The organism is Sporosarcina sp. P17b (assembly GCF_002743115.1).
GTDB lineage: Bacteria > Bacillota > Bacilli > Bacillales_A > Planococcaceae > Sporosarcina > Sporosarcina ureae_C.
The window spans coordinates 72,106-98,176 of the sequence record NZ_PDYP01000010.1 but is presented as its reverse complement, the minus strand read 5'-3'; the positions used below and the strand labels follow the sequence as shown (position 1 = coordinate 98,176).

The 26,071-nt window shown below is 42.1% G+C and carries 28 protein-coding genes; 13 read left to right on the top strand and 15 right to left on the bottom strand.

Annotation, left to right across the window (positions count from 1 at the left end; all coding sequences use genetic code 11):
• Nucleotides 1–270: 270 nt before the first annotated feature.
• Nucleotides 271–1,173 (bottom strand): DMT family transporter, encoded by a 903-nt coding sequence (locus tag CSV76_RS12310; protein ID WP_085426769.1) that lies wholly within the window; start codon nt 1,171–1,173, stop codon nt 271–273.
• A 125-nt stretch (nt 1,174–1,298) separates the two neighbouring features.
• On the opposite strand from CSV76_RS12310, the gene CSV76_RS12305 reads away from it, so the two are divergent.
• On the top strand, nt 1,299–2,021 hold the full coding sequence (locus CSV76_RS12305; protein WP_099625750.1) for an MgtC/SapB family protein: 723 nt from the start codon (nt 1,299–1,301) through the stop codon (nt 2,019–2,021).
• Nucleotides 2,022–2,128: 107 nt separating this feature from the next.
• Here the strand turns inward: CSV76_RS12305 and CSV76_RS12300 are convergent, their stop codons facing one another.
• Nucleotides 2,129–3,292, bottom strand: a complete 1,164-nt coding sequence (locus CSV76_RS12300) for an iron-containing alcohol dehydrogenase (RefSeq protein ID WP_099625749.1) — start codon at nt 3,290–3,292, stop codon at nt 2,129–2,131.
• Between the two features lie 104 nt (nt 3,293–3,396).
• Here CSV76_RS12300 and CSV76_RS12295 point away from each other — a divergent pair, with 104 nt between their 5' ends.
• Nucleotides 3,397–3,654 carry a DUF378 domain-containing protein gene (locus CSV76_RS12295; protein ID WP_099625748.1) on the top strand — a complete coding sequence of 86 codons (258 nt, stop codon included), beginning with the start codon at nt 3,397–3,399 and terminating at the stop codon, nt 3,652–3,654.
• A gap of 41 nt (nt 3,655–3,695) precedes the next feature.
• Here CSV76_RS12295 and CSV76_RS12290 read toward each other — a convergent pair whose 3' ends face one another.
• The 3 genes from CSV76_RS12290 to pruA all read right to left on the bottom strand — a co-directional run bounded on the left by CSV76_RS12290 (nt 3,696) and on the right by pruA (nt 7,850).
• Nucleotides 3,696–4,940, bottom strand: coding sequence for a Glu/Leu/Phe/Val family dehydrogenase (locus CSV76_RS12290; RefSeq protein ID WP_099625747.1), 1,245 nt, complete (start codon nt 4,938–4,940; stop codon nt 3,696–3,698).
• 139 nt (nt 4,941–5,079) lie between these two features.
• Nucleotides 5,080–6,273, bottom strand: a complete 1,194-nt coding sequence (locus CSV76_RS12285) for an ornithine--oxo-acid transaminase (RefSeq protein ID WP_085426774.1) — start codon at nt 6,271–6,273, stop codon at nt 5,080–5,082.
• A gap of 32 nt (nt 6,274–6,305) precedes the next feature.
• Nucleotides 6,306–7,850: an L-glutamate gamma-semialdehyde dehydrogenase gene (gene pruA / locus CSV76_RS12280; protein ID WP_099625746.1), complete on the bottom strand. Its 1,545-nt coding sequence runs from the start codon at nt 7,848–7,850 to the stop codon at nt 6,306–6,308.
• Between the two features lie 179 nt (nt 7,851–8,029).
• On the opposite strand from pruA, the gene CSV76_RS12275 reads away from it, so the two are divergent.
• The gene (locus tag CSV76_RS12275) at nt 8,030–9,331 is read left to right on the top strand and encodes a sigma 54-interacting transcriptional regulator (RefSeq protein ID WP_085426776.1); all 1,302 of its coding nucleotides are present in this window, start codon (nt 8,030–8,032) and stop codon (nt 9,329–9,331) included.
• A 110-nt stretch (nt 9,332–9,441) separates the two neighbouring features.
• On the opposite strand, the gene yugI is transcribed toward CSV76_RS12275, so the two are convergent.
• The 5 genes from yugI to CSV76_RS17350 all read right to left on the bottom strand — a co-directional run bounded on the left by yugI (nt 9,442) and on the right by CSV76_RS17350 (nt 11,473).
• Nucleotides 9,442–9,816, bottom strand: coding sequence for a S1 domain-containing post-transcriptional regulator GSP13 (gene yugI / locus CSV76_RS12270; protein ID WP_085426777.1), 375 nt, complete (start codon nt 9,814–9,816; stop codon nt 9,442–9,444).
• A 116-nt stretch (nt 9,817–9,932) separates the two neighbouring features.
• Nucleotides 9,933–10,199 carry a DUF1871 family protein gene (locus CSV76_RS12265; protein WP_199173058.1) on the bottom strand — a complete coding sequence of 89 codons (267 nt, stop codon included), beginning with the start codon at nt 10,197–10,199 and terminating at the stop codon, nt 9,933–9,935.
• A gap of 116 nt (nt 10,200–10,315) precedes the next feature.
• Nucleotides 10,316–10,537 carry a hypothetical protein gene (locus CSV76_RS12260; RefSeq protein WP_085426778.1) on the bottom strand — a complete coding sequence of 74 codons (222 nt, stop codon included), beginning with the start codon at nt 10,535–10,537 and terminating at the stop codon, nt 10,316–10,318.
• 29 nt (nt 10,538–10,566) lie between these two features.
• Nucleotides 10,567–11,157 (bottom strand): peptidylprolyl isomerase, encoded by a 591-nt coding sequence (locus tag CSV76_RS12255; protein ID WP_085426779.1) that lies wholly within the window; start codon nt 11,155–11,157, stop codon nt 10,567–10,569.
• 166 nt (nt 11,158–11,323) lie between these two features.
• Nucleotides 11,324–11,473: a hypothetical protein gene (locus CSV76_RS17350; RefSeq protein WP_158232800.1), complete on the bottom strand. Its 150-nt coding sequence runs from the start codon at nt 11,471–11,473 to the stop codon at nt 11,324–11,326.
• A 160-nt stretch (nt 11,474–11,633) separates the two neighbouring features.
• On the opposite strand from CSV76_RS17350, the gene CSV76_RS12250 reads away from it, so the two are divergent.
• Nucleotides 11,634–12,875 (top strand): MFS transporter, encoded by a 1,242-nt coding sequence (locus tag CSV76_RS12250; RefSeq protein ID WP_085426780.1) that lies wholly within the window; start codon nt 11,634–11,636, stop codon nt 12,873–12,875.
• Nucleotides 12,876–12,995: 120 nt separating this feature from the next.
• On the top strand, nt 12,996–14,849 hold the full coding sequence (locus CSV76_RS12245) for a transglycosylase domain-containing protein (RefSeq protein WP_233204476.1): 1,854 nt from the start codon (nt 12,996–12,998) through the stop codon (nt 14,847–14,849).
• Between the two features lie 41 nt (nt 14,850–14,890).
• Here the strand turns inward: CSV76_RS12245 and CSV76_RS12240 are convergent, their stop codons facing one another.
• Entirely contained in the window at nt 14,891–15,463 is a 573-nt protein-coding gene (locus CSV76_RS12240; protein WP_099625745.1) for a YufK family protein, read from the bottom strand.
• 183 nt (nt 15,464–15,646) lie between these two features.
• Here CSV76_RS12240 and CSV76_RS12235 point away from each other — a divergent pair, with 183 nt between their 5' ends.
• The 7 genes from CSV76_RS12235 to mnhG are packed head-to-tail and all read left to right on the top strand — an operon-like array spanning nt 15,647 to nt 21,416.
• On the top strand, nt 15,647–18,055 hold the full coding sequence (locus CSV76_RS12235) for a Na+/H+ antiporter subunit A (RefSeq protein ID WP_099625744.1): 2,409 nt from the start codon (nt 15,647–15,649) through the stop codon (nt 18,053–18,055).
• Complete coding sequence (locus tag CSV76_RS12230) at nt 18,042–18,464, top strand: Na(+)/H(+) antiporter subunit B (protein WP_029054412.1); 423 nt, start codon at nt 18,042–18,044, stop codon at nt 18,462–18,464. The genes CSV76_RS12235 and CSV76_RS12230 overlap by 14 nt, the downstream gene beginning before the upstream one ends.
• Nucleotides 18,464–18,805 carry a Na(+)/H(+) antiporter subunit C gene (locus CSV76_RS12225; protein WP_099625743.1) on the top strand — a complete coding sequence of 114 codons (342 nt, stop codon included), beginning with the start codon at nt 18,464–18,466 and terminating at the stop codon, nt 18,803–18,805. Before CSV76_RS12230 ends, CSV76_RS12225 begins: the two co-directional genes overlap by 1 nt.
• On the top strand, nt 18,798–20,282 hold the full coding sequence (locus CSV76_RS12220) for a Na+/H+ antiporter subunit D (RefSeq protein WP_099625742.1): 1,485 nt from the start codon (nt 18,798–18,800) through the stop codon (nt 20,280–20,282). Before CSV76_RS12225 ends, CSV76_RS12220 begins: the two co-directional genes overlap by 8 nt.
• A 6-nt stretch (nt 20,283–20,288) precedes the next feature.
• Nucleotides 20,289–20,771 (top strand): Na+/H+ antiporter subunit E, encoded by a 483-nt coding sequence (locus tag CSV76_RS12215; protein ID WP_085426786.1) that lies wholly within the window; start codon nt 20,289–20,291, stop codon nt 20,769–20,771.
• Nucleotides 20,768–21,049 carry a Na(+)/H(+) antiporter subunit F1 gene (locus tag CSV76_RS12210; RefSeq protein WP_085426787.1) on the top strand — a complete coding sequence of 94 codons (282 nt, stop codon included), beginning with the start codon at nt 20,768–20,770 and terminating at the stop codon, nt 21,047–21,049. The genes CSV76_RS12215 and CSV76_RS12210 overlap by 4 nt, the downstream gene beginning before the upstream one ends.
• On the top strand, nt 21,033–21,416 hold the full coding sequence (gene mnhG, locus CSV76_RS12205; protein ID WP_099625741.1) for a monovalent cation/H(+) antiporter subunit G: 384 nt from the start codon (nt 21,033–21,035) through the stop codon (nt 21,414–21,416). Before CSV76_RS12210 ends, mnhG begins: the two co-directional genes overlap by 17 nt.
• Before the next feature lie 18 nt (nt 21,417–21,434).
• Here the strand turns inward: mnhG and CSV76_RS12200 are convergent, their stop codons facing one another.
• Nucleotides 21,435–21,677, bottom strand: a complete 243-nt coding sequence (locus CSV76_RS12200; protein WP_099625740.1) for a hypothetical protein — start codon at nt 21,675–21,677, stop codon at nt 21,435–21,437.
• A gap of 70 nt (nt 21,678–21,747) precedes the next feature.
• On the bottom strand, nt 21,748–23,262 hold the full coding sequence (locus CSV76_RS12195) for a leucyl aminopeptidase (protein WP_099625739.1): 1,515 nt from the start codon (nt 23,260–23,262) through the stop codon (nt 21,748–21,750).
• A 158-nt stretch (nt 23,263–23,420) separates the two neighbouring features.
• Here CSV76_RS12195 and CSV76_RS12190 point away from each other — a divergent pair, with 158 nt between their 5' ends.
• Nucleotides 23,421–23,897 (top strand): divergent PAP2 family protein, encoded by a 477-nt coding sequence (locus CSV76_RS12190; protein ID WP_085426790.1) that lies wholly within the window; start codon nt 23,421–23,423, stop codon nt 23,895–23,897.
• A gap of 98 nt (nt 23,898–23,995) precedes the next feature.
• Here CSV76_RS12190 and CSV76_RS12185 read toward each other — a convergent pair whose 3' ends face one another.
• A complete protein-coding gene (locus tag CSV76_RS12185; protein WP_085426791.1) occupies nt 23,996–24,322 on the bottom strand; it encodes a YuiB family protein in 327 nt (108 codons plus the stop codon).
• A gap of 216 nt (nt 24,323–24,538) precedes the next feature.
• Nucleotides 24,539–25,756, bottom strand: coding sequence for an NAD(P)/FAD-dependent oxidoreductase (locus tag CSV76_RS12180; RefSeq protein ID WP_099625738.1), 1,218 nt, complete (start codon nt 25,754–25,756; stop codon nt 24,539–24,541).
• Nucleotides 25,757–26,071: the final 315 nt, after the last annotated feature.

Here is a 26,071-nt window from a genome sequence, read left to right as displayed (position 1 = left end):
AAATTCGATTAGCTCGAGTTTCATTTGCTGGCATCAATTAAGATACTCATTTTTGTTTATGTCACTGGCAAGCCAGGCACAAACTGTATTTCGTTAACGTTTTGCTGTTCAGTTTTCAAGGTTCGTGTTTGTTGCCTGTGTGAAAGCAACTTCTTTATATTACACTCAGCGTTTCTCGAAGTCAACAACTTTTTTAAAGAAGTTTTTTTCGTTGATTTCGTTTACGTCCGAAGCGACAAGAACTAATATACAATAGATCGTATAGAGAAATCAAGTGTTTTTCGTAAATAGTTTTTTCTTTATTGATTTCACATCGATAATAAACAGTAGAATCCCCGTCAGGACAACGATTGCGCCTATTAATTGAAGTGTAGTTATTTTTTCGTGTAACACGAAGTAAGCGGCGATTGAAGCAAGCACAGGTTCAAATAGAATGGCGATTGATACTACATTTGTGCTCACCCACTTAACTGCCCAGTTAAATAATGTGTGCCCCAGTAGATTTGGCAAGATTGCTAAAGCTAAGAACCAGCCCCAATCAGATGAGGGATATCCAAAGAACGGTTCTTGTATGACGAGTACATAGATAAATAATGCAACCGAACTCACGGAGTAAACAAGAAAGGTGTACGTCACGAGTGATATTCTTTTACGCACATTTTGACCAATTAATAAATAAGCTGTAACGAATGCACAAGCTAGCAACGCCAAGATATCTCCAAATAATGCGGCCCCACTTACTTGAAAGTCTCCCCAACTAATAATAAAACTTCCGGTTAATGCAACAAGAACAGCAGTGAGCATCTTCCCTGTAATGATCTCTTTAAAGAACAATGCTGTGCCAGCCAATGCAAATACCGGCTGCAGCGTAACTAGTACGGTAGAGCTGGCGACTGATGTGTAGTTCAGGGATTCAAACCACAATATAAAATGGATTGCTAAAAATATTCCTGAGCTCGCAGTAAACAACCATTCTCTTTTCGTTAATGTTGTTAGCTCGTTACGATACGAAATTAAGAATAACGGAAGCATAATGACTGCTGAAAAGAACATACGATAAAAGGCGATGACTCCTGCATCTGCAGTGGCCAACTTTACGAAGATTGCAGATAAGCCGACAGTAAGTACACCAATCGCTATCGGTATGTAAGGATGAATTGATGGTTTATTCAAAATATCACTTCTCTTTCTATCTCCCTTTCCATTACAATAGAAAGAGAGGCATGTACGAGTTGATTGCCGTATAAAAGAAAGTATATAGGTAATCTTCCTATTTTGTAAGTGAAGGAGGATAATTTATGTTTACATTACTTGCGGATTCATTTAATGGAGAAGCGCTAATCAAAATCAGTGTCGCCCTCGTACTTAGTATCATTATTGGCGTGGAGCGAGAAATCAAGAAGAAACCTATCGGACTGAAGACAAGCGCGGTCATCGCTACATTCAGTTGCCTATTGACAATCATTTCAATGGAAGCAGCCTATTTAGTACCGTCCCGCGATGATATTAATATTACAATGGATCCTTTACGACTATCTGCACAAATCGTCAGTGGTATCGGATTCCTTGGCGCCGGTGCGATATTGCGCAGGGATAACGATAATATAACAGGACTTACTACTGCTGCTATGATCTGGGGCGCCGCGGGAATTGGTATTGCAGTAGGGGCTGGTTTTTACTTCGAAGCATTCTTCACTGTAATCAGTGTAATGATCGTTATTGAGCTAATCGCGCCTATGCTAGGCAGATTCGGTCCGAAACGGTTACGTACAAAAGAAGCAAATTGCACGATTATCATTACGCAAAAGTCTAAGATTGATGATCTCATAAAATACTTACATGAAGAAAACATGGAAATTGACCATATGCGTATTAGACAATTCCAAACACCCGAACATCATTACCATCATGAATTGCAATTTAAACTTATGGCACATCCAAAAAAATCTACCTCTTCACTCTACATAGAACTAACTACACTTTCTTATGTAGAATCGGTAGAGCTCGTTATTTATCCATAAAAAAACGCCAAGCCGAAGTGACTTGACGTTGCAGACTGAAAACAACCCCGCTACAGGCAGTTGTTTTCAGTCTTTTTACATATTCAATAGAAACATAATATCAGGAATTATAAACTAGCTTTCAATAAAGTAAGAACTTCATCCTTAGAAAGCTTAGCAAATCCACCGACCGGACCATTTATAGCAGCTTTTTCAGCCATTAACTCTAATTTAGAGTCATCGATATCATAATCCGCTAGTGTGACAGGTGCGCCAATCTTCTTCCAATAGGCACTTAAGCGGTCGATTCCTTCCATTGCAACTTCTTCATCCGTTTTATCAGCTGGATCTACACCGAACACATTAACAGCTAGCTGTACAAAGCGCTTTGGGTTTTTGGGGAATGTTTGCTTCATCCAGTGCGGGAATAGAATCGCCAAACCGCCTGCGTGCGGAATATCGTAGACAGCAGATACGGCGTGTTCAATATTATGCGTACCCCAGTCCCCTCTTGTTCCCATCGATAAGAAACCGTTCAATCCCCAAACTCCTGCAAACATCATGGATTCACGAAGGTCTATATTTTCTGGATCTTTTACTAGTTGTTCGCCAGTCTTCATAACAGAGCGTAATGCCGCTTCGCAAATTTCATCTTGCAACAATGCGTTGTCTGCCGTGTGGAAGTATTGTTCGAAAATGTGGGACATCGTATCAACAATTCCATTGACTGTTTGATCAAGCGGCACTGACAATGTATATTTCGGATCTAATATAGAAAACTGTGGATAGCTTAATGGCCCACCCCAGCCGTATTTCTCTTGTGTCTCTTCATTAGTAATAACAGAACCCGCATTCATTTCTGAACTAGTTGCAGTTATCGTCAGCACCGTACCGAATGGAAGTGCTTCTTTAGGCGTTGCTTTACCTGTTACAAAGTCCCAAGGATCACCGTCATATTTCGCTGCGGAAGCAATTAACTTCGTACAGTCAATTACAGAACCGCCACCAGCTGCGAGAATCACATCGATATTATGTTCTTTACAAAGGTCTGCGCCTCTCTTAGCTGTCGACAAACGAGGATTGGGTTCAACACCTGGCATGTCCACTACTTCGAAATCATTGTCGTTTAACATCTTTGTAATTTCGTCATACAGGCCATTGCGCTTAATACTGCCGCCACCGTACACGAGTAACACCTTTTTACCGTATTGTTCAAGCTCTTTTGGCAATCGTTGTAGTTGATCTTTACCGAATATTAATTTAGTCGGATTGTTAAAAATAAAGTTATCCAAATCATACGCCTCCTCTTTCTTACTCTCTATTATGAAAAAGATGTATTTATGATGCAAGTATAGTGTTCTAAAAACAGGATATACTTTTTACAGGAGGAGATAAAATGGAAACACTGCAAAAAGTTACATTGGCCATCGCGCTGATCGGCGCATTAAACTGGGGAGTCGTTGGAATCTTTCGTTTTGACGTCATCGCACAACTTACTGAAGGTGCCTATCAGCCTCTAGCACGCTTCCTGTATATCATCATCGGATTGTCTGGTCTTATGGCGTTACAAGTCCTCTTTACGTATTGGCGAAGGGAAGACGGACATAAACCCGCTGAAGAAACTCATTCCACTTCATCCGTTGAACAAATTTAAAAGGCATCTCCTCTTATATGAGGAGATGCCTTTAGTTGTTATTATACCCAGCCACGGAAACGGCTTGCTTCCGCTGTTCTGCGTACACCAATCATATATGCCGCTAAACGCATATCAATATTACGTGTAGACGATATATTATAGACATTTTCAAATGCAGCAATCATTTTTTCTGTCAATTTTTCACGAACTTCTTCTTCAGACCAATAATAGCCCATATTGTTCTGAACCCATTCGAAATACGATACTGTTACGCCACCAGCACTAGCTAATACGTCTGGTACTAGTAGAATACCGCGATCTGTCAGGATTTTTGTAGCTTCCGCTGTAGTTGGACCATTCGCTGCTTCCACTACGATATCCGCTTTAATATTATGAGCATTTTCTTCTGTAATCTGGTTTTCAATAGCAGCTGGAACTAAGATATCACAATCCATTTCGAGTAATTCCGCATTGGTTAGCGTATTGTCGAATAATGTAGTAACTGTTCCGAAGCTGTCGCGACGATCTAATAGATAGTCGATATCTAAACCGTCCGGATCATGCAAAGCTCCATATGCATCAGATATTCCGATAACTTTCGCACCGGAGTCATGTAAAAACTTGGATAAGAAGCTACCTGCGTTACCAAACCCTTGAATGATAACACGTGCACCTTTCATATCGATGTTGCGACGTTTTGCCGCTTCATTGATAATGATCGTTACACCTTCAGCTGTTGCGCGCTCGCGGCCATGTGAACCACCGAGTACGACTGGCTTCCCTGTAATGAAACCAGGAGAGTTGAATTCATCAATTTTACTGTATTCATCCATCATCCATGCCATGATTTGTGAATTCGTAAAGACGTCCGGTGCAGGGATATCCTTTGCAGGTCCCATGATTTGACTAAGTGCACGCACATAGCCTCGGCTTAGTCTTTCTAGTTCACCCATCGACATTTCTCGCGGATCACAGATGATACCGCCTTTAGCTCCACCATATGGTAAATCCACAATTCCAGCTTTTAGCGTCATCCACATAGATAGCGCCTTCACTTCATCAGCACTAACGTTAGGATGGAATCGAATTCCACCTTTTGTAGGTCCGACTGCGTCATTGTGTTGTCCACGGTAACCGGTATATACTTTTACTTTTCCATCATCCATACGGACTGGAATGCGCACTTCCACCATACGAAGTGGTTCTTTCAATAGTTCATACATTCCTTCATCATAGCCTAGCTTTTCAAGTGCTTCTTTTATAACAACTTGTGTAGACGTAAATAGATTCAGGTTTTCTGTCATTGTATGGCTCGCCTCTTTGTTTGGTATTGTCTTTCACGGACACATTATAACACGGACGTGTTGAAACATCCACCCATCAATTCCAAACCTTCTTTGAATTTATTTTTATGCAGAAATCGGATGGGTGGGTGAACGTTACTTACTTGTTAAATACTGTGCGAATCTTCTCCAATGCCCAATCCAGCTCTTCTTGAGTAATAGTCAGTGGAGGAGCAAAACGAATGACGGTATCATGCGTTTCTTTACATAGTAAACCTAGTTCTTTGAGCTTTTCACAATACGGACGTGCCTCTTCTGTTAGTTCCATCCCAATGAATAATCCACGGCCACGTACTTCCTTAATTGCAGGATGAGAAATTTTCTTCAATTCATCCATGAAATAATTTCCTAATTCTTTAGATCGCTTCGCCAGCTCTTCTTCTTCCAACACTTCAAGTGCTGCTATGGATACTGCGCAAGCCATCGGATTCCCACCAAATGTAGAACCGTGAGAACCCGGATTGAATACCCCTAGGATGTCATCATTTGCAAGCACACAAGAGATCGGGAATACTCCGCCACCTAGTGCCTTACCAAGAATATACATATCTGGTGTAACATCATCATAGTTACAAGCAAACATTTCACCCGTACGGCATAGTCCTGCTTGAATTTCATCCGCAATTAGTAGAACGTTTTCTTCCTTACATAGTTTCGCAGCTTCCTTCATGAATCCTTCTGGAGGAATGATGATTCCAGCTTCGCCTTGGATCGGCTCGATTAGGAATGCCGCCGTGTTGGAAGTAATCGCAGCTTTTAATGCATCGATATCACCGTATTCTACCAACTTGATACCAGGTAGTAACGGACCGAATCCTTTTTTATATTCAGGATCAGACGACAGTGAAACTGCTCCAAGCGTGCGACCGTGGAAGTTCCCGACACATGCAATGATTTCTGCATGATTGCCAGCTACACCTTTTACGTCATACGCCCAGCGTCTAGCTGCTTTTAAAGCTGTTTCCACTGCTTCTGCACCTGTATTCATAGGCAATACCATATTTTTACCTGAAAGCTTTGCCATCTTTTCATACCACGGACCCAGTTGATCATTGTGGAATGCACGTGAAGTTAACGTTACACGGTCAGCTTGGTCTTTCAGCGCTTGAATAATTTTCGGGTGGCGATGTCCTTGATTGAGTGCGGAATATGCAGCTAACATATCCATATACTTATTGCCTTCAGGGTCTTTCACCCAGACACCTTCCGCCTCCGAAATTACGATAGGTAGCGGATTATAGTTATTCGCACCGTATTTTTGTGTTTTTTCAATAACAGTTGTTGTTTTCGTCATCTCTGTTCACTCCTCGAATTCTCTTAATCGATTTATAGCGTCTCTGAAGTAGTCTTCCCTTGCATATGCAACTGCAAGTAATCCGGTCCTCCAGCTTTCGAATCCGTACCCGACATATTAAATCCGCCAAACGGCTGATATCCTACGATAGCACCTGTACATCCTCTATTGAAATACAAGTTACCAACATGGAAATCTTCACGAGCCTGTTCAATGTGGTGACGGTTATTCGTAATGACAGCACCTGTCAAACCATAATCTGTATCGTTCGCAAACTCAATCGCTTCTGTAAAGGATGAAGCTTTAGAAAGCGCCACGACCGGTCCAAAAATTTCTTCTTGAGAAATACGCGCAGTCGGATCAACGTCTGCGAATACTGTCGGAGCTACAAAATAACCTTTGGAGTCATCGCCAGTTCCGCCTGCAATGAGACGTCCTTCTTTCTTACCGATTTCAATATAGTCCATAATTTTATCGTATGCAGCCTGGTCAATTACTGGACCTGCAGTATTCTTGCTATCTACCGGATCGCCCCAGTTATACGTTTTCGTAATTTCTTCTACGCGCTTCACTACTTCGTCGTAGACATCTTCATGAATGATCGCGCGAGAACATGCAGAACATTTCTGTCCACTGAATCCGAATGAAGATTTCACGATAGATTGTGCTGCTAATTCAAGGTCTGCTTCATTATCGACAACAATCGTATCTTTACCGCCCATTTCCGCAATTACGCGCTTCAACCAAATTTGGCCGTCATGTACTTTAGCCGCACGTTCGAAAATGCGTGTACCGACTTCGCGTGAACCCGTAAACGAAACGAAACGAGTATCTTTGTGATCGACTAGATAGTCGCCAATTTCTGCACCTGACCCTGGGATATAGTTGACAACGCCTGAAGGCATGCCGGCTTCTTCCAGTACTTCGATGAATTTATATGCAATTACTGTTGTAGTAGATGCAGGCTTCAACAATACTGTGTTCCCTGTCACTAATGCTCCTACTGTCGTACCTGCCATGATGGCAAATGCGAAGTTCCACGGTGAAATAACTACGCCTACACCAAGTGGTATATAATCGAATCGGTTAAATTCTCCTGGTCTGCTCTCTACGTGCATACCTTCTTTTAGTGTAAGCATTTGACGACCGTAGTATTCTAGGAAATCGATACCTTCTGCAACATCTGCGTCCGCTTCGTTCCAAGGCTTGCCCGCTTCTTTTGTAAGGAGTGCAGAAAACTCGAACTTACGACGTCTGACGATTGCCGCAGCTTTAAATAGTACATCAGCACGGAATTCAGGCTTCACTTTTCTCCACGTTTTAAATGTTTCTTTTGCCGTATTCATCGCTTGTTCTGCTAAATCGCGACTAGCTTGCGAGACATTCCCGATGATCTCATTTTTATCTGAAGGATTAGTAGACGCTAGCTTCTTATCTGTCATGATGCGCTCGCCACCGATAATTAACGGATAGTCTTGGCCAATATAACTTTCTACGGTTTTAAAACCTTCTTCGTATGCTTTGCGGTTTTCTTCTACTGTAAAATCTGTGAATGGTTCGTGTTTGTATGGAATCATTTAGGATCAAGTCCTCCTTTATATTTGAGAGTGCAAAATATATTTGCGTTTGTTAACGTTTACATTTATAATGATGCAAGAAAACGTTGCACTTTGCAAGTGTTTTGATACATTTATTTTTCTTTTTAGTATTTTACTAATAATATTCTGTTAAGTATTACGTTAGGAAGGTGTTTTTGATGAATAGTTATAAAGATGTATTAGATATATGCAATCAATTTGCAGTGGATCATGCAAATATCGGAATACATGCCGTAGACCATTCAGGACGCACACTTGTCTACAATCGTAAAATGAAGGAAATCGAAGGATTAAATCTCGAGGATATAAAAGACCATTCTATATTGGAGCTATTCAACTTCGACAAAAGTGAAAGTACCTTGATGAAAGTGTTGCAGAGTGGAGAACCACAATTGCGAGTGAAGCAGAGGTATTGGAATACGAACGAATTAGAAATCACAACGATGAATGACACTTATCCTATTTACGAAGAACAGAAATTGATCGGCGCGATCGAATTTGCCCAAGATATTACTGCATTGGAGAAGTTCGTTCTGCAACCATTGCGTAAAAACCGTGGACCGATCACATTCAATCAAATCACAGCCCACTCTCTTGCGATGAAGTCGGTCATTTCGACTGCTGAAAAAGCGGCAGATGCAGGATTACCTGTATTATTAATTGGTGAGACTGGCGTTGGGAAAGATAATCTTGCTGAAGCTATTCACTACGGAACCTCGGAAAATCAAAGAGTATTTCACACATTCCATTGCCTACATGCTGATACAGATATCATTCGGCAACTTGACGAAACTTTACAACAGCAATTGACGATGACGTTATTTTGTGAGCGAATCGACTCCTTATCAATTTCATTGCAACAGTCATTACTTTTCGTTTTGCAAAAATCATCCACTCATCAGTTTATCGCGAGTATTGGAGATGACCCAGTTGAACTCATTGCATCCGGGACACTGTTAAAGGAGCTTTATTACTTTTTCGCGTCATTCGCTATCCGGATCCCTCCCCTACGTAAGCGACCTGAAGATATTATTCCATTTGCCGAATCCTATTTGAAGACGAGAATAGAATCGCTCGGAACGGGGTTAGCAAAAATCGATGAAAAAGTCAGCGAGTTACTATGTGCATATGAATGGCCAGGGAATTTGCGTGAGCTGGAGTTTTTGCTCGACGAGGTATCTTCCATGCGTACAAGTGAAGATACATTGACGTTTGATATGCTGCCATTGCAGTTTAAGTTAAAGGTGGAGTCCATTTCGGATGAATCTTCGCAGCCAAAAGACTTCATTGTACAAAGCGATTCAAAGTTAGTACCGCTTGATCAGTATTTACGAGAAGCGGAGAGGTATTATCTTCAGAAAGCGATGAAGCTGCACGATGACAATATTACGAAAACTGCCAACTCACTCGGTATGAGCAGACAGAATTTGCAATATCGATTGAAGAAGTTGAAGGAATAAAGATACTGATGTTGCAGAAATAACTTTAATGACGTTACTTACTAATTTAAAAACACAAAAAAGGACTGTTACAGGAAGTTATATTCACTCCCTGTGACAGTCCTTTTTTATTAACGTCCGGATTGTTCGATCCAGCCTTGTAGCTTATCTTTCAATGAATTAAAGCCATCCGCGTCTTGCTGATCTACACGTTCCTGCAATGATTGACGGGAACGTTGATTGTTCAAGTAAGAATTCGGTGGCTCTTGTAATGCACGGATAGACAAACTGATTTTACTCGCTTTTTCATCCACATCCAGTACTTTGACGTGAACTTCTTGCCCAACTTCCAAAAATTCATGAATGTCTTTAACGAACCCATACGTGATTTCAGAGATGTGCACTAACCCTTGCGTTGAAGCATCCAGCGCTACAAACGCACCGTACGGCTGTATTCCGGTAACTTTTCCGGACAGCTCATCTCCTACTGCAAATTTGTGAGACATGCAAAACAGCTCCCAATCTAAAGTAGTATCTAGTCTGCCTTTGCGGCCGTTTCATAGTATACCATATTTCAAAGTTTTGAACAAAAAAACGCCATCCAAAAGACGGCGTTAACTATTTAATATTGGACGATTGAGTTGGCTTTATATTTAATCGCAATTAATTTATAGGATATATCCATACACTTCTCTAAAGGTATCCACATATCATGTGTATGCTCATAGGCATCGCGAATACATTTAGCCAAGTCAGCTGGATGATCTACTTCATGAAGCTTCGTCACTACATCTGCAATCTCTGTATCATATGCGTGTTCTCCTTCTTGGAATGGATCCCACTGCTTAAGAAGTACAACCGCTTTTTTATTCATTTCGATGGTTTGCACGATTTGTCACCTGATTCGCATTTTTCTTTTAATGATAGCACAGTGTTGTGAAAGAAAAAAGAAAACAGTTGCAGAGAGATTGATAGCATCCGAGAAAACTCAAAAAAACATCCCGATCAATCGATGGGATGTTCTTGATTTTTAATTTGTTGTCGTTCTTTTAAAATACGATGTTCCAGCTCTTTCGTTTCTTCTTCCTGCCGTTTGGACTTCTTAAGAATCCAACGAAATACGAACAGCATTAGCGTCATGAAGATGACGAAAGAGATTGCTGCTGGAATGTATTCTGATTTATCTTCAGGAAAATAAAGAAACGGCATCAATAGAACGAAGTCCATGCTAGTTTCCCCCTATGAATTAAACCTTCTTATTTTTGAAGGATTTCGATTGATTCAATTTTAATTTCTTCTTTTGGCTTATTGTCGCGGTTAGCTTTTGCGTTTGCAATTTTATCGACTACGTCCATTCCTTCTAGTACCTGACCAAATACAGAGTGCTTCTGATCCAAGTGTGGTGTTCCACCGTTTGCTTCGTACGCATCCGCGATCTCTTCAGGCCAGCCACCTTTTTTCAATTGTGAAGCTGATGCGCCTGCAAGTGAAGATGCTTGGACGATGAAGAACTGGCTACCGTTTGTGTTCGGTCCAGCGTTCGCCATAGATAGTGCGCCACGTAAGTTGAATAGGTCCATAGTGAACTCATCTTGGAATGTGTTGCCATAGATGCTTTCTCCGCCCATACCTGTTCCAGTTGGGTCTCCACCTTGGATCATGAATTCAGGAATTACACGGTGGAAAATAATACCGTCGTAATAACCGTTTTCTGCGTGAGTCAAGAAGTTTTCAACAGTCTTTGGAACTTGCTCTTTAAAGAGCTTTATTTTGATAGGCCCCATTGTTGTGTTCATTGTAACGAGTGCTTCGTTTTCTGCTACTTCAGTCGATAATTGTGGATACATGATATTCCTCCTCTAATTTGCATACGTGTTCATTTTGATGCTGTTTTGTGTATGAAAACAGTTTATCATACATGACTAGAAAATTCGATAATTGTAACTGTGACAGTTAGTTGACAGAGTTTTTTTGTGGAGATAGAGCACACTATGTGAAGCGGGAAACGTTGATCTACTGTGTTTGTTCGCGTGAGAGATGCTCATAGTTCAAGCGTATTCGCTCTATTGTGCCCGTCAAGCGCTCTATCACGATCCATTTCCGCTCATACTTTTCTGTTGACCGCTCTATGACAGGCCGTGAACGATCATAGTCGTCTTGCAACCGCTCATAGCCCTCCCCCCCTTTCTACTGTAGCGTAATCTAAAAAGCCAATTTACCACTTTCACTCCAACTGTAGATGTAAGCACTATGTTTCCTTCGACTGCCGAATTGTTTTATACTATAAATCATCTAATAATCACAGGAGGAAGGCGTTACAATTTTGAGTCGACATAAGAAGAATTTCATCATCATCTGGGTCACGAACTTTCTTGTAGCAGGGACGATGACGATGATTATGCCGTTCCTGTCGTTATATATTGAAACGTTTGGAGATTACTCTGATGCATATGTCCAGAAGTGGGCAGGATTAATTTTTGGTGCTACATTTATTACCGCGCTCATTATGTCTCCTATTTGGGGACGATTTGCAGATCGTTTTGGCTTTAAGCCCATATTGCTAATTAATGGTTTCGGGATTACGATTTCGGTCTTTTTGATGGGCTTTGTGAATTCCGTAGAAACCTTTTTTGTCTTAAGACTTCTGATGGGTCTAGTTACAGGCTTTTTGCCGACGTCATTAGCTTTCATTTCATCTCAGACGCCACGTGAGGAAGCAGGTAAGATGCTCGGGACGTTGCAAATGGGCGGTGTCTCGGGAATGTTATTCGGTCCCGTTCTTGGCGGTATGATGGCGGATACGTTCGGTTTTGAGTATGCCTTCATCATCACGTCCGTTTCCGTACTGTTTGCCACAATGCTTGTGCTATTTGGAATTAAAGAAGAAGCGCGAGTGAAAGTGCGGAAAGTGGCGAAGTATTCGCGGAAAGTTATTTTGGGCGGATTATTCAAACACCGTCTGATGTTCAACGTCATGCTCGTTACGACGTTGATCCAAGTCGGGAATTTCAGCATTCAACCTTTGCTGTCACTCTACGTAGCGGATCTGACTCACGCTGCAACCAATGTTGCGTTCCTTGCTGGATTGACGTTCAGTGCTACAGGACTCGGTAATTTACTATTTGCCAGGTACTGGGGGAAGGTTGGCGACGATGTCGGGTATGAAAAAATTCTTGGATTACTGCTGATCATGTCGTTCGTCTTCATTATCCCGCAAGCGTTCGTTACGGAACTTTGGCAACTGGTCTTGTTGCGGTTCTTGTTTGGTATTTCGACAGGTGGTATGATTCCACTGACGACAGCACTTGTCCGCCGAGAAGCTCCACTGGAAGTTCAAGGCGAAGTAATGGGGTACAACACCAGTTTCCGCTTCCTTGGTAATATCATCGGGCCAATGTTCGGTGGGATTGTCAGTGGATATATCGGCATTCCGGCAGTATTCGTCGTGACAGGCGTATTGTTCATCGTTGGGTATCTGTTCTTATCCATGGCTGTACGACGACCTACACAGGATTTCGAACACTTCTTGGAAGACCGGCAAGTTGAAGCAGATGAACACATATAATCTTAGCCTCGCAAACCGTTAATCGGTTGCGGGGCTTTTATGTCCTATGATTCAGGCGGCACTTGTTCCAATATGTTATATTTTTCTATAGCTATGCGAAAGTACAGGGAGGCTAGTAAGTTGAAACAAACGATTGGACTAGTGATCACGCTTGCTTGCGTTCCACTATTATTATTTATACAAAACCAAATCCAGGCGGAGACGGTGCAGACTGAAACTTTGCACGCTTCTATTCGTGACGCAGTGCAATTAGAAGCACCCGCCATGGTCTCCCCTATTCAAATGAAAGACCGTAACGGCAAATTATTCGCGGAAGAATATACTGAATGGCGGCGACCGATCGCTTTAGGAGACATGACGTTTTTTACTCGTCAATTATTTTTAAAAAGTGAAGACCGAACATTTTATGAGCATCGTGGGTATGACATCGCGGCCATCATTCGGGCTTTTACGATCAATGCTGCAGCAGACGACAAACGGCAAGGCGCATCGACCATTACACAGCAAGTTGTGCGCATGCGTTATTTATCAACAGAGAAAACATACGAGAGAAAATTTAAAGAGTTATTCCTCGCTGCAGAGTTAGAAAAGCAATCGACAAAAGATGAAATTCTAGAAATGTATTTGAATGAAATGTATTTCGGCAATCAAGTGTACGGAATTGGTGGTGCGGCAAGCTATTACTTCAGCCGCCCTCTCGAAAAATTAAATGAAGCAGAAATTGCATTTTTAGCAGCTATTCCAAACAATCCTTCACTTTATAATCCCATCAAACATTTCGACAAAACAAAAGAACGTCAAATACGACTTCTTCGAGTAATGCTTGATCAGCAAGTGATTACACAAGAACAATTTGATGGATACAGTACATTGCCTATTAAATTACACGTGAAGAAAAAAGAACAGTTTCATCCTATGTACAGTTCTTATGTATTGGAAGAATTAAAAGACCTTATTGCGCAGACAGAAAGACTCGATGTGTCGAAGAACAAGGCCAAGACACCGGAAGAACGACAGCGTTGGCAAAATGAAATCAATCGCCGCACCCGTGATGTGATCAGTAAAGGCGTAACGATTGAAACGGCTCTTGATCAAAATAAGCAGCAACATGATGAAAATCGTTTGAATGCATTGATTGGAACGGGCGGGGTTCAAGCGGGCGCTGCAGTTATAGACAATGAAATGCGCGAAATTATTAGTCTGTATGCGGGTTCAGGATATAAAAAGACAGACTTCAACCGAGCTTATCAAGCAGTTCGACAACCTGGTTCAGCAATCAAGCCACTGCTCGTCTATGCACCGTTTTTCGAGAGCGGCCCGTATCATGCGGATACACCTGTCAACAGTAGTAATATTTGTATCAACGGGTATTGTCCGAAGAACTTTGGCCACTATCAGTTCGGCACAACTACTGTACGGGAAGCGTTCCGCAACAGCTATAACACGACGGCTGTGCGTTTGTTGCAACGTGTAGGGATAGATACAGCATTTTCTCATCTAGCTCCATTTCATTTCCAGCATGTAGTGGCAGCAGATCGTTCCTACCCTGCTGCACTCGGCGGATTTTCTCATGGCGTGACGCCACTCGAACTTGCCGGAGCGACTACGAGTTTTATTGACGGGATATATTTGACACCGCATGCTATTCGCGCGGTAAAGGACAGTCGAGGTGAAGTGCTATATAAGTGGAAGGATACGTCAAAAGCGGTTTGGTCTCCTTCGACAGTTCGCAGTATACGTTCCTTGATGAAAGAAGTAGTCGTCAACGGGACAGGCGAAGGGATTCCATATACAACTAGCTATACGGGAGCGAAGACGGGAACGACTGATTCGTTTAAAGACTTGTGGACGATCGGCATGAATGATCGTTATACGTCCGCTGTGTGGATCGGCTATGATAAACCGACGCCGATACCACGTCTACGTGATCAAAAAATCCATCTGCGCGCTTTTTCCTCTACGATGCGACCATAAAAGCCTTGCAGTTCCGTCACTTCGGAACTGCAAGGCTCTTTTTATTTCACCGGATTCGCTAACGGTATACTGGCCAACAAGCCGTTATACAGCCTGAAGATAATATAGACAAGTCCCGCCACCAATACACTCCAGATGATGATTTGAAAGAAGATCAAACCCACTGTATGCGTTAACGGCATAAATGGACTTAATTTGTAGATTACATAAATGAAATAGACAAAAGAAGTGATGAGAAAGATTAACACCAATGTCTTCCAGGATTGAATGCCAATTGCCGAAGCAAGCGCACCGATAAAGTAAATGACTGCGCCTGACTTCGAAGCACTATATGACGCATCCGCTTCTTCTTTCAAGAAAAATAATAAGGCCGTTTCATGAATAGTAACCGCAATCAATTTTAATGCAGCGAATAACATAAAGAATAATAGGGAATACATAGTCAACAAAAATATTCGCAACTGAAAGTCCGATAAAAACTCCCGCATACCTTGATAGAGACCGATTTCCTTAAAGAGGATCAATGTCTCCCCCACACTGTAGACACCGAACGTTAAACTGAATAACAGTACGGTGACAAAGGGCAAATAACCGAATAAATATGGATTTTTCATACTACACCTCAAAAATATTTTTTCACCCTCCTAATAATATAAGAAGGAAGTCGAATAAAGCAATAATTGGACAACTGTCGTCTATGCAATTTGAAATGTTTTACGCTATACTAACAAATACGCCCACGCATATCGCTATGGAAATTTGAATATGTGAAGAATATGGTTGGAAGGAGGATTCTCTTGGAATTCGTGTTATTGATTTTTTTACCTGTAATCTTCGCAATACTTGTTCCTTTTGCTTATAAGAAGATCAAAGGAATACATACGGGTTGGTTCGTCTTTCTCGTCCCGCTAGTATTGTTCGGCTATTACTTAAGTTTCTTGCCGTTAGTGATGGATGGTGGTCATGCTAGTTCTGAATTAAATTGGATTCCATCACTAGGTATTGCATTTACTTCGTACATAGATGGTCTAAGTTTATTATTTACGCTATTGATCACCGGTATCGGTTCGTTAGTTGTATTGTACTCTGTATTTTATATGGATAGAGAAAAAGAAGATCTAGGTAGTTTTTATGTCTACTTACTGATTTTTATGACCGCCATGCTTGGAGTCGTACAATCTGACAACACGATGACGCTCTATTTATTCTGGGAGTTAACATCGATTTCGTCCTTCTTATTGATTGGTTTCTGGTACACGAAGGATAAATCACGTTTTGGTGCATTGAAATCCATGATGATTACAGTGTTTGGTGGATTGATGATGCTCGGGGCATTCATTTTGCTCAGTATCATGGGAGAAACCTTCTCTGTTCGTGAATTGATTGCGCAAGCTCCTGAACTTGTAAGTCAACCATATTTCACACTAGCTTTAATCTTATTATTGCTTGGTGCCTTTACGAAATCGGCACAATTTCCATTCTATATCTGGTTACCGGATGCAATGGAAGCGCCAACACCAGTCAGTGCATACTTACACTCCGCCACGATGGTTAAGGCGGGTATTTATTTGGTTGCACGTTTTACGCCGATTTTCGGTACGTCGTCCACATGGATTTGGCTTGTTACTGGAATCGGATTGCTGACACTGTTCTGGGGTTCGTTCTTTGCAGTGAAGCAAACGGATTTGAAAGCGATTTTAGCATTTTCAACCGTCAGCCAGCTCGGATTAATTATGTCATTGCTCGGTGCAGGCGCCATCTCGTATCATGCGACGGCGGCCATGTTCGGCTTTGCGACGTATGCGGCGATTTTCCACTTGATTAACCACGCAGCATTCAAGGGCGGACTCTTCATGATTGCAGGCATTATCGATCATGAAACCGGCACCCGAGATATTCGTAAGCTCGGTGGATTAATGAGCGTGATGCCAATCAGCTTTACTGTTGCAGCTATCGGTTCATTATCCATGGCTGGACTGCCACCGTTTAGCGGATTCTTAAGTAAGGAAATGTTCCTTGAATCCATGGTAGCGCTTCGACACTTTGAATTATTCAACTTCGATACATGGGGCATTATGTTCCCGATCGTTGCTTGGATTGCCAGTGTCTTTACGTTTACGTACAGTTTGTATTTTGTGTTAAAAACATTTATGGGTCAGAAGAAATTCGACAAATTGCCGAAACAACCGCATGAAGCGCCGATTGGCATGCTGATTTCACCTATGATTTTGGCAACGATCGTCATTCTTGTGTTCTTCATTCCGAACGTAGTTGGTAAGTGGATTATTAAACCGGCTGTCATGGCCATTCAACCGACATTGTACGCAAACCCTTCCGCTATCGATATTCATGTCAAAGCTTGGCATGGTTTTGGAGCAGTTGGCCTATGGTTGACTATTGGCGTGATCGCATTCGGTACATTACTTTATCTGACCATTCCAAAATGGCAGCCACTCTATCGTATCCAGCCTGATAAGTTATCGTTGAATGAAGGCTATGATGCGTTGATGCGTGGAAGTGAAAAAGGATTGAATCGAGTTTCTCGTCTTTATATGACAGGTAAGATCCGGACATACTTATTGTATATGTTCGCATTCATGTCCGTTTCGATCATCGCGCTGTTGTTCATTAAGGATGCATTTGTTGTCGATATGAATAGTTTCTCAGCGATTACATTATATGGATCGTTAAATGCGATCGTGTTAATCTTGTCTGTCGGATTTGTTGTGTTTGCGAAGTCTCGCCTTGCTGCGATTATCGCGCTCGGCGGTGTCGGGTATTCCGTCGCATTATTCTTCGTCATCTTCAAAGCGCCTGACTTAGCATTGACGCAACTCGTAATCGAGACCGTATCCGTTGCGTTGTTCTTGCTGGCATTCAAGCATTTGCCGGCACTCAGTTCGCACGGTGAAACGAAACGCATTAAAGTAGTCAACTTGATTGTTTCATTGAGTGTAGGTGTGATGGTGACATTGGTCGCCCTATCCAGCCACTCACAAAAAATGATCCCTTCGATTTCTAAGTATTATAAAGATACGGTCGAGTCAGAAGCCGCTGGCGGAAATATCGTCAACGTCATTCTTGTAGATTACCGTGGATTTGATACATTATTTGAAATCGCAGTATTAGCTATTGCAGGGATTGCGGTACTTGGCATGATTCGCTTACGTGTATCGAGAAAGGAGCCGAACGATGAAAACAAATGATGTTATTTTACAAACTACAGCCAAAGTAGTGTTTTTCATCATCTTCCTGTTCTCCATCCACATCTTTTTCGCGGGTCACTATGCACCAGGTGGAGGATTCGTTGGTGGCTTGTTGACAACAGGGGCGATTGTGCTGTTGTTGTTGGCATTCGATTTACGGACGATTCAACAAATTTTACCGTTTAACTTTACGATTATGACTGCGATCGGACTATTGCTTGCATTAGGTACAGCGGCCGGCTCGATTTTCTTTAATGTGCCGTTCTTCACACATGCATTCAGTGATTTTGATTTACCACTATTCGGACATACGTCTCTTCACACAGCGATGTTATTTGATAGTGGAGTCTACTTAGTTGTCGTCGGTTCCGCCATCACGATTATTCAATCGATTGGAGGCGATGACTGATGGAGTTTATTCTTTCAATTCTCATCGGGATATTATTTACGGCAGCCGTCTATTTGATATTATCGAGAAGTTTACTGAAAGTGATTTTAGGTACTGGGTTGCTCAGTCATGGAGCTCACTTGCTCATCTTAACGATGGGTGGACTTGGAGGCTTAGCGCCACCTGTACTCATTGATGGTGTGACAGATTTTGCAGATCCCCTGCCTCAAGCATTGATTTTAACTGCAATCGTCATTAGCTTTGGTGTGACAGCAGTCATGCTCGTCATGGCGTATCGTATGTATGCTGTACATCAAACAGATAATATGAATGAATTGAGAGGGAATGATGAACATGATTAATCTTCTTTTATTTCCGATCATTATTCCTTTCTTTTTCGCGATGATTTTATTGTTTTTCAAAGAGCAAGTGATCGTCCAAAGAGTTTTGACACTGATCGGATTGGCTCTCAGTCTAGTTGCTTCTTTGTGGCTTATCGCGACAGTGAAGACAGAAGGAATCCAAACCGTGACGCTCGGAAGCTGGCCTGCACCATTTGGAATTACGATGGTGTCGGACATGTTCTCCGCCATGCTCGTCACGACGACAATTAGTATTACATTTTTTGTCGTCCTCTATAGCTTTTCGTCAATTGGTGTAGAAAGAGAAAGGTTTTTCTACTATCCTGCAATTCTTTTCATGATTACAGGAATCAACGGCGCCTTTACAACAGGTGATATTTTCAATATGTTCGTATTCTTCGAAGTGCTACTGATCGCATCGTATTTACTGATCGTGCTCGGCGGCGAGAAGAGACAGCTTCGCGAATCCATCAAATACATATTGATCAACGTTATTTCATCTGCGATTTTCGTTATTACGGTAGCGTATTTGTATTCCATTATCGGCACTTTGAATATGGCGGATATTTCGGTGAAGATTGCTGAAATTAATCAACCGGGAATCATCTCGGTCATTGCGATTTTATTCTTGATCGTCTTTGGCATTAAAGGGGCAATCTTCCCTCTATACTTCTGGCTGCCTAATTCGTATGCTGCGCCGCCAATTCCAGTGCTTGCATTGTTCGGTGCCTTGCTTACTAAAGTAGGTGTCTATGCGATTACGCGTACGTATACGTTGTTTTTCGTGCACGATATCGGGTTTACACATCAGTTTCTAATGATTTTGTCGTTACTGACAATCATTGCAGGCTGCATCGGTGCTCTCGCTTATTTCGATGTAAAGCAAATTATCATTTACAACATCATCATTGCAGTAGGTGTGATTTTATTCGGTGTTGCACAAATGAATACTGCTGGACTCGAAGGGGCAATATTTTATTTGATTCATGATATGTTGATCAAAGGTGCACTATTTGTCTTGATCGGCATCATCATTTATGTGACCGGGACTTCTAATTTGCGGGAGATGGGTGGTTTAATTAAGACCCATGCCACGCTCGGTTGGATGTACCTAATCGCTGCATTCGGTCTAGCAGGTATACCTCCATTAAGTGGATTCATCGGAAAAGTGCTCATCACAAAAGGCGCGTTCGAAGCGGATCACATAATTGGCAGCATCATCATTCTCGCATCGAGCTTAGTTGTGTTGTTGTCCGTTATACGGATTTTCATTTATGCTTTCTGGGGTCCTCAAAAGAACGAGTTACCTGCTCGAGACAAAGGCGTTTATCGTCAGATGATGGTTCCAGCTATCATGCTGGTTGTCGTTACGGTAGCGTACGGTGTTGGTGCAGAGTGGCTTATGCCATATATGACGGATGCAGCAGATGTACTAGCTGATCCATCCATCTATATAAATGCGGTGTTAAAGGAGTAGAGGTCAATGGCTTTTCAGATACTTTTAAATTTCTTCATTGCAGTCGTTTGGATGTTCATGTCAAGTTCATTGACACCTTCTACGTTCATCATTGGATATATCATCGGACTGTTGATGATCATTATGACTCGCCGCTATTTCAGAGGGCGCTTGTACATTTGGCGAATCTGGTCTGCAGTGAAACTTACAGCGATTTTCCTAAAAGAGCTTATCTTGTCGAATATTTCCGTGTTATTACTAGTCATAAAACCGGATCTTTCTACTATGCAACCTATGTTTTTTGCTTTACCGACTGAACTAGAGAAAGATTGGGAAATCACCCTATTATCCAGTTTGATTACATTGACACCCGGTACAGTCGTCGTGCATGTATCGGATGATCAGCGAACGTTATATATCCATGCGATCGACGTGGATGATGTGGATGAAGCAATCGACTCTATTAAGAACACATTCGAGAAAGCCATCATGGAGGTGAGCCGAGGATGAACCTATTTTACTCAGTCTGTCTCGTGCTGGTCATCTTGTCTATGCTCGGATTATTATATCGTGTATGGAAAGGCCCGTCTGTTCCGGATCGGCTAGTCGCGCTCGATGCGATTGGCGTCATGCTAATCTCGGCAATCGCGTTGCTATCCATCCTGTTTGATACACCTTTCTTCATCGATGCGATTCTATTGATTGCGATTATGTCGTTTATCGGTACGGTGTCCTTCTCTAAATTTATTGAGAGAGGAGAGATCATCGATAGTGGATCTGATCGCTGATATTATTATTGTGTTTCTTGTCACAGTGGGGATCATTTTTACGATCGTCACAGTCATCGGAATTTTGCGGTTGCCGGATGTCTACACTCGCGCACATGCCGCTTCAAAGAGTGCAACACTCGGAGTTATGAGTTTATTGCTTGGCGTTTTCCTCCACTTCTGGTGGAATGAAGGCCACTTCAGTGTCGCACTGTTGCTCGGTATCGTCTTCTTGTTCATCACTTCTCCCATTGGCGGTCATTTGATGACTCGTGCAGCTTATATGGCAGGAGTAGAACCTACCAAATTAACGGTTGGCGATGACCTGAAAGAAGCTGCAAAAAAGCACCGCAAAGAGTCAAATAAAAACACGCCGGATGACAAGTAGTCATCTCGGCGTGTTTTTTTAAAAGTATGGATAATAAGGGTAATACGGTTGTGGATAGTATGGATAGCTGTTGTAGTAAGGTGGATAATACCCCCCACCATAGCCACCGAAACCGTAACCTGGAGAAATAGCATTACCTAAAAACCCGCCAACTAAACCACCTAGGAATGGACCACCGAAACCACCAAATCCTCCGTAACCACCGCCATAATGACCGCGACCGCCACCATAGCCACCTCTGTAATTATTATGTCTTGTCATCCAAGTTCCCCCTTTCCCTCTATCCTATGACCAACTAGAAAGAAGGAATGGGTAAAGCGCCTAGAGTGAATTATTCTTGTGATTCTGTTTCAGCAGCTAAGCGCTCTACAAATGTCGCTAATGTACGGACCATAACGCCAGTCGCGCCTTTAGGGCCAAGCACATGTGGGCTTGCGGCGTCAGATGTGCCTGCGATATCTAAATGAATCCAAGGCGTATCCCCTACAAATTCTCCTACGAAGCCACCTCCGAATATCATATGGCCATCGCGTCCAGGTGAGTTGTTCAAATCAGCAACATCACTTTTACGAATTCGCTTGCGATCATTTTCAGTTAACGGCATTTGCCAAATAAATTCTCCTGTTTCATCCGCTGCTTCCTGGAACTGCTTATAGAATTCCTCGTTATTCGTCAGCGCACCCGTTTTATCGTTACCGAGCGCTACAATGACACCACCTGTTAACGTGGCTACATCTATCAGATACTCAGCTCCCGCTTGCTTCGCATACGTCACCGCGTCAGCCAGTACTAAACGACCTTCTGCATCTGTATTGAGCACTTCAATCGTCTTGCCGCTTAATGAAGTGATGACGTCGTCCGGTTTAAATGCTTCGCCGGAGATCATGTTGTCTGATGAAGCTATAACGGCAATTACGTTCTTTCTTGGCCATGACTCTCCTATGATGGCCATAGCGCCCAGAACAGCCGCTGCACCACCCATGTCACCTTTCATGCCTACCATGCCGTCTTTAGGCTTCAGCGAGTAGCCACCGGTGTCATACGTGATTCCTTTACCTACTAATCCAATTACATCTTCCCACTGTTCAGTCGCTTGGTACTTCAGCACAATTAGCTTCGGTTCTTCTACTGAACCTTGATTGACCGCAAGAATTGCACCCATACCAAGCTCTTCCATTTCCGCTTTACCAAGAATGTCGATTTCTAAGTCATAGCTTTCGGCTAATTCCCGTGCATACTCCGCCATCTTAGTCGCCGTCAATAGATTTGGTGGCACATTGACGAGAGTACGCGCCTCGTTCACTGCATGCGCAGAGATCATTCCTACTTCCCCTGCCGCTATGATGCTTTGTTCATCAGCATTCGTAATGAACGTTACTGTAGTAAGTGGTACATCTACTTCGTTAGAAGAGGTTTGGAATCCTTCATACGCATACGAGCCCATACCGATACCCTCAGAGGCTAGGAACGCTACATCCTCACAATGGATCTCTTCATTGCAGAAGGGCGCTGTCCAGACCCCTACGGTACGCACACGATCCTTATGTAGCTGTTTACCTACAGTAGCGAATAGTTCGCGTACTTTCTGTTCTGTCAGTTGTTTCTGATTGCCAACGCCTACAAAATATACACGGTCGTAAGTTTGCTTAGATAAGGCGGGCATTTTTGTGATAGTTTTAAATTTCTGTTGAATATCATGCGATTTAATCCAGTCTGTCAATGAAGGATGGAATGATTCGACGAACTGATCAAACCCTTCTACGTTCTCTGGATGGTCAGGTACTCCTACAACTAGCACCTCCACTTCCTTCTGATTCATTGCGGATGCTGTTTCTACGTTTATCATTTTTTATTCCTCCCCTTTTCTTTACGCTTACCCCATACTAGTATAGACTAGTCAGATTAGCACTTCCAACGACAAGGATTGTTGGGTTTTTACTACGATTCAATACAGATTATGATATACTGTTTGCAAAACTACTAACATAAAAGGAGTGGAATCTCTTGGCTATTTTTGAAAACATACCGCTCCTCGCAGCGCTATTCGCCATTTTATTTGCACAATTCGTAAAAATACCCATTCATTTTTTATTAACACGTAAACTCGATTTCGGACTTATGACTTCCACAGGTGGCATGCCAAGCTCCCACTCAGCCGCAGTCACCGCACTAACAACTGCCATCGCATTTGAAGCAGGATTAGACTCACCCTTATTCGCTGTATCTGCCATCTTCGCAGTCATCGTCATGTTTGACGCAACTGGCATTCGCTACCAAGCGGGACAACAAGCCGTTATCATTAACCAAATGCGTTCTGACTTCCAAATGTTCGTCGATGATCTAAAACACTGGCCTAAAAAAGACAACGACGCCAAAATCCAGGAACTCAAAACTCTACTAGGCCATAAACCAAACGAAGTATTCTTCGGAGCCCTAACCGGCATCCTCATCTCCATTCTTACGTATACGGTTATATTGTAAACTCTAAAAGAAGCACAAAAAAACGGAACTGTCACAAGCTGTCGTAAATCACGACTTCTTGTCCAGTTCCGTTTCTTTTCATCCACATAATTAAAGCATCAGAACATCTGATACCCCATCTTGCGTAAAACCTTCATCACAAATCCTGCGATAATCGCTCCGACCATACCACTCGCCAAAATCACGATATCTACCACATGAAGCGACATTAAATTCGCCCCTAGCTCACTAAACGCATAGCCTGGCTTCGTAAAGTACTCATACATCGCCACATCATCAATAATAAAAATCACGATAATCGGATAAATAATAGCCATCAGCCAAGTCATACGCAATAGCATGTTCAATAAAAAGCCGATACCGAAAAACATAACAATAAATATCAAGATCGATAGCATCACTTGAGCTATGGATATAGTTTGCATGCTTGCTAACCTCCAGTTCATCACCTCAACATTTTACAGGATGATGGGAAGTCTTTCAATAGAATGAGACAGTGTACACACAACGTTCTTCTAAGATGTCATGAATTCTTAAAATCTGACAGACGATTTCCCCTACTTCGACTGCTTTCATAGTTGACTTGTTGGCTATTTTGTTGCATACAAAAAGCACTCGCAAAAACGAGTGCTATTTTATAATCATTTCAGAACGTTAAATTTACCTTTTTTAATCGTGAGTCCAAGACCACCGATCATGAATAACGCACGGTTATCGATCATTTTCTTCATAAATGACGCTTTAGTACCTGTCACTTTTTTATCAAATACGACACCAATTGCATCAGAATCCCCTAATGAACAAACGCTACCTTTTAAATCAGGTACAAATTCTTTAGTTGGGTTTCCTTTCATCAACGCGATGATGTTGTTCGCAATCATATCACCTTGTTGCATAGCGATTTGTGCTGTTGGAGGGAATGGGCGATTGATCGCTTCGTTGATCATCAATGCACAGTCACCTACGACAAATACATCGTCGAATCCTGGCGCACGCATGTCTTTTTCAACTTTTACGCGAGCACGCATGTTTTCGATACCTGATTCTTCGATTAGACGGTTACCACGAACACCCGCAGCCCATACAACCGTTCCAGCTTTGATGAATTCAAATTCATCTTCGCCTTTTTTAATCTTCACGCCTTCAGGAGTTGCTTCTACAACCGGTGTTCCGATTGAGAATTCTACACCTTTCGCGCCTAATTGACGTACTGCATATTCTACAAGTTCCGGATCGAAACCAGGTAGTACCATTGGCGCCGCTTCTACACATAGAATGCGAACCTTTTTAGCTGGCACATCATATTCTTTACATAGTTCAGGTACACGGTTTCCTAGTTCCCCAAGGTACTCGATTCCTGTGAATCCTGCTCCACCTACGATAATAGTTAAACGGCTATCATCTTTTACTTCTTCAGTAGACCATGTAGCGAATTGATATTCCATGTGATCACGGATTTGACGTGCTGCATTCACATTTGCGATAGACAATGCGTACTTGTCCAAACCTGGAATACCGAAAGTTTCACCTTCGAAACCAAGTCCGATCACAAGGTAATCATATGTGTGTGATCCAAGATTTGTCTTTACACTTTTCGTAGTTACATCGATGCCAGTTACTTCAGCTTCGATGAATTTTACTTTATTGCTATTGATTACACTTGAGATATCGTAGCGAACTTGTTCTGGAGTTAATGTTCCAGCTGCCGCTTCATGCAACCATGTAGATTCATAGTGATAATCATTTTTGTTGATTAGAACGATGTCTGCCTCGTCTGCGCCTAATGACTTCTGTAAATTGACAACGGTCATCAAGCCACCGTAACCTGCACCCAATACTAAGATTGTTGGTCTTTTCACGTAAATCGAACCACCTTTTAGTTTATTAAACGCCGAGTACGTGTAAAATCAATCTAACTTGGTTTTGCAGTGCCGGCATTTAGTTTGATATTAATTTAATCTTACTTTCATTACTTATAGTAGACCTTTTGAGCGAGTATTTCAACACAATTGATATTATGCAAATAATCAAATTTAATTAGTAGAATTCTCCATGGATAATTCTACCGGATTTCTCTCGATTTGTCTGGCTTATTTCACTTGCAACCGCTAAATCGCAGGCTTTCTTAGGTCTGGATAAATGAAGTACCGCAACTATAATCTGTAATTATATGA

Excerpts from the sequence above, each read along its gene's own strand:
- CSV76_RS12305 (WP_099625750.1), top strand. The coding sequence starts at position 1,299 with ATGTTTACATTACTTGCGGATTCATTTAATGGAGAAGCGCTAATCAAA.
- CSV76_RS12295 (WP_099625748.1), top strand. The coding sequence starts at position 3,397 with ATGGAAACACTGCAAAAAGTTACATTGGCCATCGCGCTGATCGGCGCA.
- CSV76_RS12290 (WP_099625747.1), bottom strand. The coding sequence starts at position 4,940 with ATGACAGAAAACCTGAATCTATTTACGTCTACACAAGTTGTTATAAAA.
- CSV76_RS12285 (WP_085426774.1), bottom strand. The coding sequence starts at position 6,273 with ATGACGAAAACAACAACTGTTATTGAAAAAACACAAAAATACGGTGCG.
- pruA (WP_099625746.1), bottom strand. The coding sequence starts at position 7,850 with ATGATTCCATACAAACACGAACCATTCACAGATTTTACAGTAGAAGAA.
- CSV76_RS12275 (WP_085426776.1), top strand. The coding sequence starts at position 8,030 with ATGAATAGTTATAAAGATGTATTAGATATATGCAATCAATTTGCAGTG.
- yugI (WP_085426777.1), bottom strand. The coding sequence starts at position 9,816 with ATGTCTCACAAATTTGCAGTAGGAGATGAGCTGTCCGGAAAAGTTACC.
- CSV76_RS12260 (WP_085426778.1), bottom strand. The coding sequence starts at position 10,537 with ATGGACTTCGTTCTATTGATGCCGTTTCTTTATTTTCCTGAAGATAAA.
- CSV76_RS12255 (WP_085426779.1), bottom strand. The coding sequence starts at position 11,157 with ATGTATCCACAATTATCGACTGAAGTAGCAGAAAACGAAGCACTCGTT.
- CSV76_RS12240 (WP_099625745.1), bottom strand. The coding sequence starts at position 15,463 with ATGAAAAATCCATATTTATTCGGTTATTTGCCCTTTGTCACCGTACTG.
- CSV76_RS12230 (WP_029054412.1), top strand. The coding sequence starts at position 18,042 with ATGAAAACAAATGATGTTATTTTACAAACTACAGCCAAAGTAGTGTTT.
- CSV76_RS12225 (WP_099625743.1), top strand. The coding sequence starts at position 18,464 with ATGGAGTTTATTCTTTCAATTCTCATCGGGATATTATTTACGGCAGCC.
- CSV76_RS12220 (WP_099625742.1), top strand. The coding sequence starts at position 18,798 with ATGATTAATCTTCTTTTATTTCCGATCATTATTCCTTTCTTTTTCGCG.
- CSV76_RS12215 (WP_085426786.1), top strand. The coding sequence starts at position 20,289 with ATGGCTTTTCAGATACTTTTAAATTTCTTCATTGCAGTCGTTTGGATG.
- CSV76_RS12210 (WP_085426787.1), top strand. The coding sequence starts at position 20,768 with ATGAACCTATTTTACTCAGTCTGTCTCGTGCTGGTCATCTTGTCTATG.
- CSV76_RS12200 (WP_099625740.1), bottom strand. The coding sequence starts at position 21,677 with ATGACAAGACATAATAATTACAGAGGTGGCTATGGTGGCGGTCGCGGT.
- CSV76_RS12195 (WP_099625739.1), bottom strand. The coding sequence starts at position 23,262 with ATGATAAACGTAGAAACAGCATCCGCAATGAATCAGAAGGAAGTGGAG.
- CSV76_RS12185 (WP_085426791.1), bottom strand. The coding sequence starts at position 24,322 with ATGCAAACTATATCCATAGCTCAAGTGATGCTATCGATCTTGATATTT.